Source organism: Janthinobacterium sp. YR213, assembly GCF_900099875.1.
Taxonomy (GTDB): domain Bacteria; phylum Pseudomonadota; class Gammaproteobacteria; order Burkholderiales; family Burkholderiaceae_D; genus Janthinobacterium; species Janthinobacterium lividum.
The window spans coordinates 1,013,291-1,026,979 of record NZ_FNDA01000002.1 but is presented as its reverse complement, the minus strand read 5'-3'; the positions used below and the strand labels follow the sequence as shown (position 1 = coordinate 1,026,979).

At 62.7% G+C, this 13,689-nt stretch carries 14 protein-coding genes; 13 read left to right on the top strand and 1 reads right to left on the bottom strand.

What is annotated here, in order from left to right; genetic code table 11:
• Positions 1 to 86 precede the first annotated feature (86 nt).
• The 8 genes from BLT98_RS13835 (at position 87) to BLT98_RS13800 (ending at position 8,035) form a co-directional block, all read left to right on the top strand.
• Positions 87 to 1,565: a flagellin N-terminal helical domain-containing protein gene (locus BLT98_RS13835; RefSeq protein WP_092608519.1), complete on the top strand. Its 1,479-nt coding sequence runs from the start codon at positions 87 to 89 to the stop codon at positions 1,563 to 1,565.
• A gap of 84 nt (positions 1,566 to 1,649) precedes the next feature.
• A complete protein-coding gene (locus tag BLT98_RS13830; RefSeq protein WP_070281290.1) occupies positions 1,650 to 2,018 on the top strand; it encodes a flagellar protein FlaG in 369 nt (122 codons plus the stop codon).
• A 244-nt stretch (positions 2,019 to 2,262) separates the two neighbouring features.
• Entirely contained in the window at positions 2,263 to 4,941 is a 2,679-nt protein-coding gene (fliD, locus tag BLT98_RS13825) for a flagellar filament capping protein FliD (RefSeq protein ID WP_244517480.1), read from the top strand.
• Positions 4,942 to 4,962: 21 nt separating this feature from the next.
• Positions 4,963 to 5,409 (top strand): flagellar export chaperone FliS, encoded by a 447-nt coding sequence (fliS, locus tag BLT98_RS13820; protein WP_092608516.1) that lies wholly within the window; start codon positions 4,963 to 4,965, stop codon positions 5,407 to 5,409.
• A 3-nt stretch (positions 5,410 to 5,412) separates the two neighbouring features.
• Positions 5,413 to 5,739: a flagellar protein FliT gene (locus BLT98_RS13815; protein WP_070259351.1), complete on the top strand. Its 327-nt coding sequence runs from the start codon at positions 5,413 to 5,415 to the stop codon at positions 5,737 to 5,739.
• A 17-nt stretch (positions 5,740 to 5,756) separates the two neighbouring features.
• The gene (locus BLT98_RS13810; protein WP_092608513.1) at positions 5,757 to 6,944 is read left to right on the top strand and encodes a flagellar hook-length control protein FliK; all 1,188 of its coding nucleotides are present in this window, start codon (positions 5,757 to 5,759) and stop codon (positions 6,942 to 6,944) included.
• Complete coding sequence (locus BLT98_RS13805; protein ID WP_034787205.1) at positions 6,937 to 7,263, top strand: EscU/YscU/HrcU family type III secretion system export apparatus switch protein; 327 nt, start codon at positions 6,937 to 6,939, stop codon at positions 7,261 to 7,263. Before BLT98_RS13810 ends, BLT98_RS13805 begins: the two co-directional genes overlap by 8 nt.
• Positions 7,264 to 7,288: 25 nt before the next feature.
• Positions 7,289 to 8,035 (top strand): flagellar brake protein, encoded by a 747-nt coding sequence (locus tag BLT98_RS13800; protein WP_080753686.1) that lies wholly within the window; start codon positions 7,289 to 7,291, stop codon positions 8,033 to 8,035.
• Positions 8,036 to 8,174: 139 nt separating this feature from the next.
• Here the strand turns inward: BLT98_RS13800 and fliE are convergent, their stop codons facing one another.
• Positions 8,175 to 8,477 (bottom strand): flagellar hook-basal body complex protein FliE, encoded by a 303-nt coding sequence (fliE, locus tag BLT98_RS13795; RefSeq protein WP_230539976.1) that lies wholly within the window; start codon positions 8,475 to 8,477, stop codon positions 8,175 to 8,177.
• On the opposite strand from fliE, the gene BLT98_RS29520 reads away from it, so the two are divergent.
• The 5 genes from BLT98_RS29520 (at position 8,374) to fliI (ending at position 13,673) form a co-directional block, all read left to right on the top strand.
• Complete coding sequence (locus BLT98_RS29520; protein ID WP_242704698.1) at positions 8,374 to 8,730, top strand: hypothetical protein; 357 nt, start codon at positions 8,374 to 8,376, stop codon at positions 8,728 to 8,730. The two genes, fliE and BLT98_RS29520, sit on opposite strands and share 104 nt — an antisense overlap.
• Before the next feature lie 85 nt (positions 8,731 to 8,815).
• Positions 8,816 to 10,531: a flagellar basal-body MS-ring/collar protein FliF gene (fliF, locus tag BLT98_RS13790; protein ID WP_070281292.1), complete on the top strand. Its 1,716-nt coding sequence runs from the start codon at positions 8,816 to 8,818 to the stop codon at positions 10,529 to 10,531.
• A complete protein-coding gene (fliG, locus tag BLT98_RS13785; RefSeq protein ID WP_034787109.1) occupies positions 10,524 to 11,522 on the top strand; it encodes a flagellar motor switch protein FliG in 999 nt (332 codons plus the stop codon). Before fliF ends, fliG begins: the two co-directional genes overlap by 8 nt.
• Before the next feature lie 43 nt (positions 11,523 to 11,565).
• Complete coding sequence (locus tag BLT98_RS13780) at positions 11,566 to 12,267, top strand: flagellar assembly protein FliH (protein WP_092608742.1); 702 nt, start codon at positions 11,566 to 11,568, stop codon at positions 12,265 to 12,267.
• 89 nt (positions 12,268 to 12,356) lie between these two features.
• Positions 12,357 to 13,673 carry a flagellar protein export ATPase FliI gene (gene fliI / locus BLT98_RS13775; protein ID WP_240317724.1) on the top strand — a complete coding sequence of 439 codons (1,317 nt, stop codon included), beginning with the start codon at positions 12,357 to 12,359 and terminating at the stop codon, positions 13,671 to 13,673.
• The last annotated feature ends 16 nt before the right edge of the window (positions 13,674 to 13,689 follow it).

Sequence of the window (13,689 nt, the reverse complement as noted above, 5' to 3'; positions counted from 1 at the left end):
AACGACGGTTTGATTGCTTCAAAGTACAGAGGCAGACCAACGTGAATAGCACATAGCGCAATGTAGTACCTGTCTGGAGAATTAAAATGGCTGCAGTAATTAACACCAACATCGCTTCCCTGAACTCGCAACGCAACCTGTCGACCTCGCAATCGGCCCTGAGCACCTCGCTGCAACGCCTGTCCTCCGGTCTGCGTATTAACAGCGCCAAAGACGATGCCGCCGGCCTGTCGATTTCCGACCGCATGACGTCGCAAATCAACGGCATGACCCAAGCGACCCGCAACGCCAACGACGGCGTATCGCTGGCGCAAACGGCTGAGGGCGCACTGTCGAGCTCGGGCGACATCCTGCAACGCATCCGCCAACTGGCCGTGCAATCGTCGAACGCCACCAACTCGGCCAGCGACCGTCAAGCGCTGCAAACTGAAGTCGGCCAGCTGAATTCGGAACTGAACCGTATCGCTACCACCACCTCGTTCAACGGCCAGGCTTTGCTGGACGGCACGATGGGTACGGCCAACTTCCAGGTCGGCGCCGATGCCAACCAACTGATTTCGGCCAATGGCGCGAACTTCCTGACCAGCACCTACGGTAACAACCGCGTGGAAAATGCCGCAGTCCAAGCTGGCACGGTCAGCAAAGCCGCCGCTGGTGCCCTGGCAATTTCGGGCAAGTTTGGCGCCGCAACCGTTGCCACCGCAACCACTTCGTCGGCCAAGTCGATCGCTGCCGCCGTGAATGCCAAGACTGCCAATACCGGCGTAACGGCTGACGCGCGTACCGACGCCAACCTGACGTTGGGCGTGGAAGCATATTCCTTCAAGATCAATTCGGATAACTCAGCCGCAGCGGACGCCGTCACCGTATCGTTCGCCGTCACTGGCACTGCCGGTACAGCTGCCGACTTCGCCGCTGGCATCAACGCAATCAATGCGCAAACGGCCAAAACCGGCGTGACTGCCCAGTACGATGCTTCGCAAGGCGGCATCAAACTGAGCAACGCAAGTGGCGCAGACATCCAGATCACCAACACGCAAACCAATACGGTATTGAGCGTGGGCACCTATGATGAAAAAGGTGTCAAGCTGGCTTCGCCGCAAACCGTTGCAGCGTCGACGGCATCGGCAGTTGCCAACGGCCGCGTCACCTTCGACGGCGACAGCAGCTTCTCGGTCAGCGAAACAACCGCAACTGGCTTGGGCCTGTCGGGTGCAGCTGCAGGCGTGAACAAGGGCTCGACCCTGAAAGCAGTGTCCACCCTGGATGTGACGACCTTTGATGGCGCTCAGCTGGCACTGAAGATCACGGATGCAGCCTTGTCCACGGTCAACAGCCAACGCGCACAGTACGGCGCTTTGCAATCGCGCTTCTCCTCGGCGATCAGCAACCTGCAATCGACGACGGAAAACCTGTCCGCCTCGCGCAGCCGCATCGTCGATACCGACTTTGCTGCAGAAACGGCCAGCCTGACCCGTGGCCAGATCCTGCAACAAGCTGGTACCGCCATGCTGGCACAAGCGAACTCGCTGCCAAACGGCGTGCTGAGCCTGCTGCGCGGCTAATCTTCGATTAGCAACGCCACATCGCTGGACTCAGGTTCCCCTGCCGGATTTCTTCGGCAGGGGAATTTTCACTAGGGGAGCAACATGACTATCGACACCATAGCTGCCGCCTCCGCAGCGCGCATCGACAAGAACTATCCATCCGCGGAAGCGGCTATCGCACGCCCGCAGACGGCACGCAGCGCGAACACCGGCATCGACGCGACGGCCAACAAAGCCAAGGAACCGAGCCGCGAAGAGTTGGACCAGGCCGTTTCGGAACTGAACCAGTCGCCACAAGTCAAAACCCAGGGTTTGCAATTTTCCATCGACGAAGACAGCCAGCGCACCGTGGTCAAAGTGATTGATCAGGAAACGCAGGAAGTCCTGCGCCAGATCCCCACCCGGGAAGCGCTGGAAATCGCCAAGTCATTTGCCTCGGCAAAAGGCCAGCTGATCAGCCAGAGCGTCTAGGCCCATGCCGACAGCAAGCGCAAAACCAATGCAGTATCGCAACATAGCAAGGGAAGCGCGAGCCAGGGCCAGCCAGATAACCTCCGGTCTGGCCCTGCCTTTTATCATGCCACTCATGCAACATTCCTCCGTATTTCCCGCCTGACTTTTCCGCAAATAGGAAACAGGGCCATAAAAGCCCCTCTCAAGTCCTGATTAATTCTGCCGATAACAGCTTATATTAGTGTTTTCCTAGGAGCAGACAGTGGCCATCGCACCAACCTTATCCTCTCCGGGCATCGGCAACAGCATCCTGGACGTGAACTCCATCATCGAAAAGCTGATGACCGCCGAATCGGCGCCCCTGGCAGGCTATGACAAGAAAACCGCTTCCTACCAGGCCAAGCTGAGTGCGCTGGGCACCCTGAGCGGCGCCGTGGGTGCCTTCCAGACGTCGCTCTCCGGCCTGAGCAACAGTAACAATTTCCGCGCCGTCTCGGCAATGCCTGGCGACCCGCTGGTATTTACGGCCACGGCCGGCGCCAAGGCCGTGGCCGGCAACTACAATATCAATGTCAGCCAGCTGGCGCAATCGCAAACCTTGACCTCGGCCGGCTACGCCAGCAAGATTTCCACCATCGGCTCGGGCGCCAAGACGACCATTTCCTTCCAGCTCGGTAAAGTTGCCGGCGGCACCTTCGGCATGAACGGCACGGCGCTCAGCGGCGCGACTTTGCAAAATGGCATCAGCAACGGTTCCCTGACACTGAATGGCACGGCCATTCCCACGGATAGCACGATCAAGAGCGCGCGCGCGCTGGCCGAAGCCATCAATGCCAAGAGCAGTACCACGGGCGTGACGGCCACGGCACAGCCGGCCGCCAGCAGCGCCACCCTGTTCGCCGGCTATGGCAATGTTGCCACCGGTGCCGATGGCACCTATGCGCTGTCCGTCGGCGGCATCAATATCGTTACGCAAGGCAATGGCGTGGGTGCCGGCGCCGGCATCACTGGCGCCTCGCTCGACACCACCCTGGCCGGCCCCAACGCCATCTCGAATGCGCTGGCCGATGCCAATATCACCGTCACCGGCAAGGCGGCCGACGGCACCTTGCAATTTACGCGCGCCGACGGCACGAACATCCAGATCGAGGAAGTGGTGACGGGCGACGTCAAGGGCGGCATCGGCCATGCGTCCACGGCCACCAACACGGGCTTCAACGTCACCGTCGCCAGTTCCATCACGCTCAGTTCGACCAACGGCAGCCCCATCACGGTTGCCGGCAGCAATCCGGCCGCGGCCGGACTGACAGCCGGCACGGGCGGCGCCTATATCGGTAGCGGCTTTACCCAGGATGCGACGCAGGCGACCGGCACGGTGGTCATCGATTCCACGAACAACTCGCTGCAAGGCATCCGCGACGCCATCAACAATGCGGGTCTGGGCGTGACCGCCAGCATCGTTTCCGATGGTTCGGACAAGCCCCACCATCTGGTGCTGAGCTCGGCAAAGTCGGGCGCCAATTCAAGCATGAAGATTTCACTCAGCGGCAGCGATGGCCAGCCAGCCGACAGCGCGCTGAGCGACTTGCTGTCGTACGACGCGTCGGGCACGCAAAACCTGAAACAGAACAGCGCCGCGCAGAACACCATGCTCAGCGTCAATGGCATTCCCATCACGAACACTTCGAACAGCATCGACAGCGCCATCGAAGGCGTCACCCTGAACGTGCTGAAGGTGGGCAGCAGCTCCTTGTCCGTTTCCAAGGATACGTCGACGGTGAAGACCAGCGTCACCGCCTTTGTCAAGGCTTACAACGACTTGAACGCGTCGATCGCCAAGATGACGTCCTACAATGCGGAAACCAAGCAGGCCGGCGTCATGCTGGGCGATTCGACCACGCAATCGATCCAGTCCCAGCTGCGCAAGCAGCTGAGCACCTCGATCAGTGGCTTGGCCGGCAACTTGAAGACCCTGGACCAGGTCGGCATTACCTTCCAGAAAGACGGCAGCCTGGTGCTGGACTCGGCCGTGCTGGACAAGGCCATCAGCGCCAACTTCTCGGACGTGGCCGGCCTCTTCTCCGCGCTGGGAAAAACCACGGACAGCAACGTCAGCTTCACCAGTTCGACGGCCGCCACCAAGCCTGGCACGTACGCGCTGAACATCACCAACATGGCCAGCCAGGGCACCCTGAAGGGCGCCCTGACCTTGCCAGCATCGACGACGATCGCCAGCGACACCACCTGGAGCGTCACGCTGAACGACACGGACCCTGCGGCGGCCAAGAATACGGCCACCGTGACCATTCCTGCCGGTAACTATACGCCCGCCCAGCTGGCCGGCATGATCCAGTCGTCGATCAACGGGGTTAAGACCTTCAGTGAAAACGGCGGATCGGTGACGGCTTCGATCGATGGCAGCGGCCGCCTGGTGGTAGCGTCGGCCCGGTATGGTTCCGTCTCCAACCTGGCCGTGGCCAGCGTGACCGGTACGGGCGTCGAGTCGCTGATCGGCGCCGGCATCACCCCCACCAAGGGCACGGACGTGGCCGGCACCATCGGCGGCCAGCCCGTCATCGGTTCGGGCCAGACCCTGACAGGCGCGCCCGGTTCGCCGGCCGACGGCCTGAAGGTCGAAGTGACGGGCGGTGGCCTGGGCGACCGGGGCACGGTGAGCTTTTCGCAAGGCTATGCCTACCAGCTGAACAACATGGCCGCCTCCTTCCTTGGCACGGACGGCCTCATCACGGGCCGCACCGCGGGCATCAATAACAGCATCAAGGATGTGGCCGACCAGCGCCAGCGCTTTGCCGACAAGCTCAATACCATCGAGGCGCGCTACCGCGCCCAGTATTCGCGCCTGGACGTGACGCTGAGCAAATTGACGTCCACGCAAACTTATTTGACCCAGCAGCTGGCCTCCATCGCCGCCAACCGCTAAGCCCAACCATCAGGAGAACATATGTTTGGAACCCAACAACGCGGCGTCAATGCCTATGCCAAGGTCGGCCTGGAAACGGGCATCGTTTCGGCCTCGCCGCACAAGCTGATCGTGATGCTGTACGACGGCGCCCTGGTGGCCGTGCTCAGCGCGCAGATGCACATGAAATCGGGCAATGTGCCGGAAAAAGGCAAGTCCATCTCGAAAGCCATCCAGATCATCGACAATGGCTTGCGCGCCAGCCTGGACAAGGAAGCGGGCGGCCAGATCGCCGAAGGCCTCGACGCCCTGTATGAGTACATGAGCGCGCGCCTGCTGACGGCCAATCTGAACAACGATGTTACCCTGCTGGAAGAAGTACAGCGCCTGCTGACCGACCTGCGCGAAACTTGGAACGCCATCGGCGCCACCCCCGCCGCCATTCCCGGTGCCGATTTGAAACGTATGCCCAGCCTTGCGAGCGCCTGACCCATGATGACGAATCAAGAAGTCCTGACCACCTACGAAGCCATGCAGACCCTGACGGGCCAGATGGTAACCGCCGCCACCAACGCCGACTGGGACGAGCTCGAAGCGCTGGAACAGCGCATCAGCGCGCATGTGGCCACGCTGAAGGCGAATGAAGAAAAAGTCGTGCTGGAAAGTGCTGGCCGCCAGCGCAAGGTTGCCCTGATCAAGCAGATCCTGGAAGACGACCGCAAGATCCGCGACCTGACCATGCCATGGATGGCACAATTGTCCAAGCTGATCAACAGCACCGGCACTGAACGGCGCCTGGCCAACGCCTACGGCGCGTAAGCGCACACGGGGGCGCCATGTTGCCGAAGATGGATGCGATCGGCATGACGCCCTTGACCCCGGTCAAGGCCACGCGGGCGGCCGATGCCGTCGCCGACCCGCGCCAGGCCGAGTTCCAGCGCTCGCTGCAGGGACTCATCGGCAAATCCATGCAGGGACAAGTACTGGCCCGCATGGGCGACGGCAGCTTCCTCGTGCGCGTGGCCGGCACTCCGGCCCGCATGCAGCTGCCCGCCGGCGCCCAGCCGGGTACGGAAATCCCCCTGACCTTGATCGGCATCAATCCCCGCCCCTCTTTTCAGATCGGCAATAACCGCGACCAGCCCGCCAGCGCCCTGCTGACGTATGCGGATGCGGAGGCAGAACCGGACGCGGCCGAAACGCGTGGCCCCCAGGCCGGCGCCGCCCAGGCGGGCACGCGCGCCAGCAGCACGGCCGCCACCCTGCTCAGCCGTGCCCCCCTGACGCCAGCCAATCTGCTGCCCGCCCTCGCAGGCGACACGCCTGCGCCCGAGCTGAGCACCACCGCGCGCGCCATCAGCAGCGTGCTCAGCCAGGCCGAAAGCGTGCCCGGCGCGCCCCTGTCGCTGGTCGGCAAGACGCCGCTGATGGCCACGCCGGGCGCCGCTCCGGCCCAGGTAGCCCAGAACCTGCGCGACGCCGTCGGCAGCAGCGGCCTGTTCTATGAATCGCATGTGGAGGAATGGGCCGAAGGCAAGCGGCCGCTGGCGTCGCTGCTGCTGGAGCCGCAAATGCAGAAGGCGGCACAGGGCGACATGGCCAGAACGGGGACCGACCTGGCCTCGGCACAACTGATCAATTTACAGCTGCATACGCACGAACAGGCGCGCGTGCAGTGGCAGGGCGAAGCCTGGCCCGGCCAGAAGATGCAATGGGATATCAGCAAGGATGCGCCGGAAGGACAGCAGCACGATGGCCGCGATGGCGACGAGGAAGCGACGGCCTGGCGCAGCAATGTGCGCTTCCAGTTTCCCCTGCTGGGCGATCTGGCCGCGCACGTGGTCTTGCAGGGCGGCCGCGTGGCCATCCAGCTGCAAGCGGGCAGCGAAGGCAGCGCCGACACCTTGCGCCAGCATGCGGCGCGGCTGGAAGCGTCGCTCGACGCGGCGGGATGGCCATTATCGTCGCTGACGATCGCCGGCAAGCCGGACGCTGCCGAGCCAGCGGAAGCAGATGATGCTTGACGACACCAGGCGCAAGGTGCCGCAGACGGCCGTCGCATTGGCCTACCAGAGCGGCACGCCGGCGCCCAAGGTGGTGGCCAAGGGCAGCGGCCTGATCGCGGACCAGATCATCAGCACGGCGCGCGAACACGGCGTCTTCGTGCATGAATCGAAGGAATTGGTGGCGCTGTTGATGGATGTCGACCTGGACCGCCAGATTCCGCCCGGCCTGTATCGGGCGATTGCGGAACTGCTGGCCTGGTTATATCATATTGAATCTGCGAATGGCGGGCCGATCCCGCCGCCGCCCGACACCAGCGTCAACCTCACCGATACATAGACAGGCATCAATGCAAGCACATATTATGGATTCCGGCCTCGAAAACTGGCATGATTTTGAAGTGGAATCGCGGCGGGAAATCATCGCCTTGCTGCGCAGCATCAGCGAAAAGAACCAGCTGATCCGCATGCTGATCCACGGTGAATCCGATGTGTGCGTCACCTCCATCCTGGAAGTCGATGCCGAACGCGATACCGTCATCCTCGACCGTTCCGTGAACGCCGACCAGAACCGGCGCATGGTGGCCGCCACTGGCATCTCGTTTGAAACCTCGCTCGACAAGATCCGCATCCTGTTTGCCAGCGCCCTGGTGGAAGAGTGCAATTATGGCGGCACGCCCGCCTTGAAAATTGCCATTCCAGAAACGCTGATCCGCTTGCAGCGGCGCGAGTATTACCGCATGACGACGCCCGTGAGCAATCCCGTGCGCGTGGCGATTCCCCTGCCGCCATCGCTGGGCGGCGCCGACACCCTGTTTCCGCTGGCCGACATCAGCTGCGGCGGCATCGCCATCCTCGACAATAAACTGATGCTGGGCGAAACCATCGGCAGGGACTATCCCGGCTGCCGCATCGACCTGCCCGACGTCGGCATCGTCACCGCGACTTTGCAAATTCGCAATTCGCTGGACATGACCCTGCTGAACAACAAGCTGAACCGCCGCCTGGGCTGCCAGTTCGTCGACCTGCCACGCAGCATGCTGGCGCACGTGCAGCGCTATATCACGCGACTTGAGCGCGAGAGAAATGCGCGCATGGCGGGGTTGGGTTAAGGAAGAATTGAAGGCCACAAAACGTCCCGCCAAAGCGTAGCGAGCGGCGATGATTTGCGGCCGAGACGCGCAGCTGTACTGAAGTACAGCGAGCATCGCAGGCCGCAAAGGGCGCCGCGCAGTAGCTTTGGTGCGACGTTTACACCTGCATGTTCATGATCTCATGATATGCCGAGACTAACTTATTGCGCACCTGCACCGTCGCCTGGAATTCGATGCTCGACTTTTGCATCGACACCATCACGTCCGACAGGCTGACCTTTTCATCGCCCATGGTAAAGCGCTGGCCCAGCGCCGACGAGGCCTTTTGCGCGCCGCTCACGGAGTCCAGCGCGCTCTTGAAGGCATCGGCAAAATTCACCTTTGCTGCCGGCATCTCGGTCTGGATCGCCGGTATTTTCGCCTCCGGCCGCGTGGCCGCCGACTTCAGTTGCGCGATCATCGCCTCGATCCTGCTGCTATCGATACCGCCTGTTTTCACTTTACCTCCCGATTCTGGTCTGCTGCATAACTGTTCCTTGCCTGTTGCACCCAGAGAACAAAACCCTGGTTTGCCAGGCAACGACGGGTACAATAACTTCCGTCACATGTTGCCAGGGTTCCACAATACCAGCGCCAACGCCAGCCGCTCGGCCGAGCAGGCGGCAAAAGCGCCTTCTATTTGGACGATTGAAGCGCGTGACAGTGGCGGATAATTCTGCATATCGCCCCCTCCTCCCGAGGAAGCGGCCCCCACGCAGCAACGAATACCCGTCAAACCACACGCCCTGGAAGGCAATCATGGCTGTAGCCGAAGAAATCGATGTAAACCGCATACCGCCTGAACCGGCGCCTGCCCGCTCGCCCGTGGAATCCGTGCAAGCCTTCGCCAAGACGCCGATGGGCAAGAATTTCCTGCGCGGCCTGGGCGTGGCGGCATTGATCGCCATCGGCGTGGCCCTGTACATGTGGAACCAGCCGCCCGAATACAAAGTCCTGTTCTCCAATTACACGGACCGCGACGGCGGCGCCATCACCGCGTCGCTGGACCAGCTGGGCATCAAGCACAAGTTTTCCGAAGGCGGCGGCGCCATTCTCGTGCCATCCGAACAAGTCCACGATGCGCGCCTGAAACTGGCCGCGCAAGGCTTGCCGAAGGGCGGCAACGTGGGCTTCGAGCTGATGGAAAACCAGAAACTGGGCGTGTCGCAGTTCCTGGAACAGGTCAATTTCCAGCGCGCGCTGGAAGGCGAACTGGCGAAATCGATCGAATCGGTGTCCGCCGTCGACACGGCGCGCGTCCACCTGGCCCTGCCGAAACCGTCCGTCTTCGTGCGTGAACAGCAAAAACCGACGGCTTCCGTGCTGCTGAACCTGCACCCGGGCCGCGGCCTCGACCAGCTGCAGGTGAGCGCCATCGTGCATCTGGTGGCGTCCAGCGTGCCGGAATTGCTGCCAATCAATGTCACCGTGGTCGACCAGGCCGGCACCCTGCTGTCGAACCAGGAAAAGGACAAGGACCGCGCCAACGGCATCAAGAGCCTGGACCCGAACCAATTAAAGTACGTGCAGCAGTTGCAGCAAAGCGTGATCAAGCAAGTCGAATCGATCTTGCTGCCGATCGTCGGCGAAGGCAATGTGCGCGCCGAAGCGACGGCCGACGTGGATTTCTCGCAAAGCGAGCAGGCCGCCGAAACCTACAAGCCGAATTCGCCGCCGGAAGCATCCACCATCCGCAGCCAGCAAACGAGCGAATCGACAGGCGCCGGCAATGCCAACCCGTCCGGCGTGCCGGGCGCGCTGTCGAACCAGCCGCCAGGCGTGGCGACGGCTCCGCTGACGGCCGAGGCGCCAGGCGCCCCGGGCGGCGCGCCGACGGCACCGACACAGAAGGAATCGACGACGAATTACGAAGTTGACAAGACCGTGCGCTACGAACAGAAATCCATGGGCGGCCTGCGCCGCCTGTCGGTCGCCGTCGTCGTCAATTACCGCCGCACCTTCGACAAGGATGGCAAGGTCACGGTCAAGCCGATTTCCCCTGCCGAAATGGTCCAGATCAATAATCTGGTGAAGGAAGCGATGGGCTACAACAAGGAACGCGGCGACAGTTTCAGCGTGGCCAACTCGCCCTTCGACGGCATCGACCGCGCGCCGGAAGGCAAGCTGGAGTGGTGGCGCGACCCGGCCAACTTGCCGCTGGCCAAGGAACTGGCGAAATTCCTCATCACGGCCCTGATTCTGCTGTACATCTTCATCAAGATCGTGCGTCCGATGCTGCGCCCCGTGATGCGCAAGATCGACGATTTCGGCGCGCCGCCGCCCGTCATCGAGCCGGAACTGGCCAAGGACGGCGAAGAAAACGAAGTCCTGCTCAGCGAAGCGGAGCTGGAAGAACTGGAAGAAGATACGGCCCGCGGTTATCGCGAAAACCTGGCGATGGCCAGGAAACTGGCGCAGGAAGACCCGCGCGTGGTGGCCAACGTAATCAAAGCATGGATAGGCAATAATGACTGAGACAACGGGACTGCAAAAAGCATCGATCCTGATGCTGGCACTGGGCGAGAGCGAAGCGGCCGAGGTCATGAAATTCCTCGGCCCGCGCGAAGTGCTGAAACTGGGCGCCGCCATGGCCACCATGAAGGGCATCGCGCACGAGCAGGTGGTCGAGGTGCTCGACGACTTCCGCGCGCAGACGGAACTCAATTCCACCGTCGGCCTCGATTCGGACGAATACATCCGCCAAGTCCTCACCAAGGCGCTGGGCGACGACAAGGCGTCCGTGCTGCTGTCGCGCATCCTGGGCGGCAAGGATGCGTCCGGCATCGAATCGCTGAAGTGGATGGATTCGCAATCCGTGTCCGAGCTGATCCGCAACGAACACCCGCAGATCATCGCCACCATCCTCGTCCACCTGGAACGCGACCAGGCTTGCGAAATCCTCGGCCACTTCACGGACCGTTTGCGCAACGACGTGGTCTTGCGCATCGCCACCCTGGACGGCGTACAGCCGGCCGCCTTGCGCGAACTCAACGACGTGCTGACGAAACTGCTGTCCGGTAACGAAAACATCAAGAAATCGTCGCTGGGCGGCGTGCGCGCGGCGGCCGAGATCCTGAACTTCATGAGCGGCGAGCAGGAAGGCTCCGTCATGGACAATATCAAGAACTACGACAACGACATGGCGCAAAAGATCATGGACGAAATGTTCGTGTTCGACAACGTGATCGATATCGACGACCGCGGCATCCAGCTGCTGTTGCGCGAAGTGCAGTCGGAAATGCTGATCATCGCCCTGAAAGGCGCCTCGCAAGAGCTGCGCGACAAGATCTTCAAGAACATGTCGCAGCGCGCCGGCGAGATGATGCGCGAAGACCTGGAGTCGAAAGGCCCCGTGCGCCTGTCGGAAGTGGAATCGCAGCAGAAACAGATCCTGCAGATCGTGCGCCGCCTGGCGGACGAGGGGCAGATTGTCTTAGGCGGAAAAGGCGAGGATTCGTTTGTCTAATTTGATTCCCAAAGAGCAGCAAACCGCCTACCAGCGCTGGGAAATGACCTCGTTTGGCGACGAGCGTCCCAGCGTGGTGGCGGCGCGCAAGCTGCTCGAACCGGACCCCGAGCCCGAGTTCGACCCATTTGCCGAGCTGCACGAGGAAGAACCGGCTCCGCCGCTCGAATATCCGACGCAGGAAGAACTCGACGCCATCCGCGAGGAGGCGCGCGCCACGGCCTTCGACGAAGGCCGCGCGGCCGGCTATACGGAAGGCCATGCGGCCGGACATGCCGATGGGCACGCGCAATCGTATGCGGAAGGCAAGGCGGCTTCCGCCATCGAGCTGGCGCACCTGCAAACCATCGCCGTCGACTTCGGCACGGCCGTGCACCAGGCCGACGAACTGATCGCCAATGACGTGATGGAACTGGCCCTGCAACTGGCCAAGGGCATGCTGAAGACGGCCTTGCCCGTGCGTCCCGAACTGATGCTGCCCGTGGTGCGCGAAGCCATCGAATACTTGCCTGTGCTACAACAACCTGCCTTGCTGATGCTCAACCCGGAAGATGCGCAAGTCGTGCGCGACGGCATCGGAGACGAGCTCGACAAGGGTGGCTGGCGCGTCATCGAAGACCCCAGCGTGGAACGCGGCGGTTGCAAGATCGACACGGCCAGCAACCAGATCGACGCGCAGACGTCCACCCGCTGGCACCGCCTGACGCATGCGCTGGGCAAAGACCTGGACTGGCTGGCGCCGTGAGCGAGCCCGTCAAAGGCCCCACAGCCCATGCGGCGCGCTGGCGCGCCTACCTGAGCGACTGTTCGGCCGTGGTTGGTTTTGTCGAACCGATGCAGATTTCAGGCCGGGTCACGCGCGTGGCCGGCCTGGTGATGGAAGCCGTGGGCCTGCGCCTGGCCGTCGGCGCCGCCTGCACCGTGCCGCTGCCGAATGGCGGCCGGGTCGAGGCGGAAGTGGTGGGGTTTGAAGGCGAACGCCTGTTCTTGATGCCGCAAAGCGACGTCGAAGGCATCGTGCCCGGCACGCGCGTGTTTTCCGTCGAACCGGCCATTCCCCGCCCCGGCAGCGTGGCGCACCCGCGCCGCCGTCCCAGCGACCGCGCGCGCCACCTGCCCGTGGGTCCGCAACTGCTGGGCCGCGTGCTCGATGGCGCGGGCCGTCCGCTCGACCAGCTGGGTCCGCTGCACACGACCGACAGCGCCCCCATCAACGTTCGCCCCGCCAATCCCCTGGGCCGCGCGCCCATCGTCGACACGCTCGACGTGGGCGTGCGCTCGATCAATGCCATGCTGACCGTGGGCCGTGGCCAGCGCATGGGCCTGTTTGCCGGTTCCGGCGTGGGTAAAAGCGTGCTGCTGGGCATGATGGCCCGCTACACGGAAGCGGACGTGATCGTCGTCGGCCTGATCGGCGAACGGGGACGCGAAGTCAAGGAATTCATCGAGCAGATTCTCGGCGCCGAAGGCCTGGCCCGCTCCGTCGTCGTGGCCGCGCCGGCCGACACGCCGCCGCTGATGCGCCTGCAAGGGGCCGCATATGCGACGGCGATTGCCGAACACTTCCGCGACCAGGGGCAAAACGTGCTGCTGATCATGGATTCGCTGACCCGCTACGCCATGGCGCAGCGCGAAATCGCCCTGGCCATCGGCGAGCCGCCTGCCACCAAGGGCTATCCGCCGTCCGTCTTCGCCAAGCTGCCCGTGCTGGTGGAGCGGGCCGGCAATGGCGAGGAAGGCGGCGGCTCGATCACGGCCTTCTACACCGTGCTGACCGAGGGCGACGACCAGCAGGACCCGATCGCCGACTCGGCGCGCGCGATTCTCGATGGCCACATCGTGCTGAACCGCCGCCTGGCCGAAGCGGGACACTATCCGGCCATCGACATCGAGCAATCGATTTCGCGTGCGGCCCATTCGATCACCACGCACGAGCACCAGCAGCAGGCGCGCAAGCTGAAACAGCTGTATTCGCGCTATGAACGCAGCCGCGACCTGATCAGCGTGGGCGCCTACAGCGCCGGCACCGATCCCGTGCTGGACCAGGCCATCGCCCTGCATGAAAAGATTGAAGCGTTTTTACAACAGCAAATCACGGAGCGGGTCAGCATGGACGAGAGCTTGGGGCAACTTACCGCTCTATTCGAGTGATTAGGGCTTGCATAGC

Coding starts and splice junctions, on each gene's coding strand:
- BLT98_RS13835 (WP_092608519.1), top strand. CDS start 87: ATGGCTGCAGTAATTAACACCAACATCGCTTCCCTGAACTCGCAACGC.
- BLT98_RS13830 (WP_070281290.1), top strand. CDS start 1,650: ATGACTATCGACACCATAGCTGCCGCCTCCGCAGCGCGCATCGACAAG.
- fliS (WP_092608516.1), top strand. CDS start 4,963: ATGTTTGGAACCCAACAACGCGGCGTCAATGCCTATGCCAAGGTCGGC.
- BLT98_RS13815 (WP_070259351.1), top strand. CDS start 5,413: ATGATGACGAATCAAGAAGTCCTGACCACCTACGAAGCCATGCAGACC.
- BLT98_RS13810 (WP_092608513.1), top strand. CDS start 5,757: ATGTTGCCGAAGATGGATGCGATCGGCATGACGCCCTTGACCCCGGTC.
- BLT98_RS13805 (WP_034787205.1), top strand. CDS start 6,937: ATGCTTGACGACACCAGGCGCAAGGTGCCGCAGACGGCCGTCGCATTG.
- BLT98_RS13800 (WP_080753686.1), top strand. CDS start 7,289: ATGGATTCCGGCCTCGAAAACTGGCATGATTTTGAAGTGGAATCGCGG.
- fliE (WP_230539976.1), bottom strand. CDS start 8,477: ATGATCGCGCAACTGAAGTCGGCGGCCACGCGGCCGGAGGCGAAAATA.
- fliF (WP_070281292.1), top strand. CDS start 8,816: ATGGCTGTAGCCGAAGAAATCGATGTAAACCGCATACCGCCTGAACCG.
- fliG (WP_034787109.1), top strand. CDS start 10,524: ATGACTGAGACAACGGGACTGCAAAAAGCATCGATCCTGATGCTGGCA.
- BLT98_RS13780 (WP_092608742.1), top strand. CDS start 11,566: ATGACCTCGTTTGGCGACGAGCGTCCCAGCGTGGTGGCGGCGCGCAAG.
- fliI (WP_240317724.1), top strand. CDS start 12,357: ATGCAGATTTCAGGCCGGGTCACGCGCGTGGCCGGCCTGGTGATGGAA.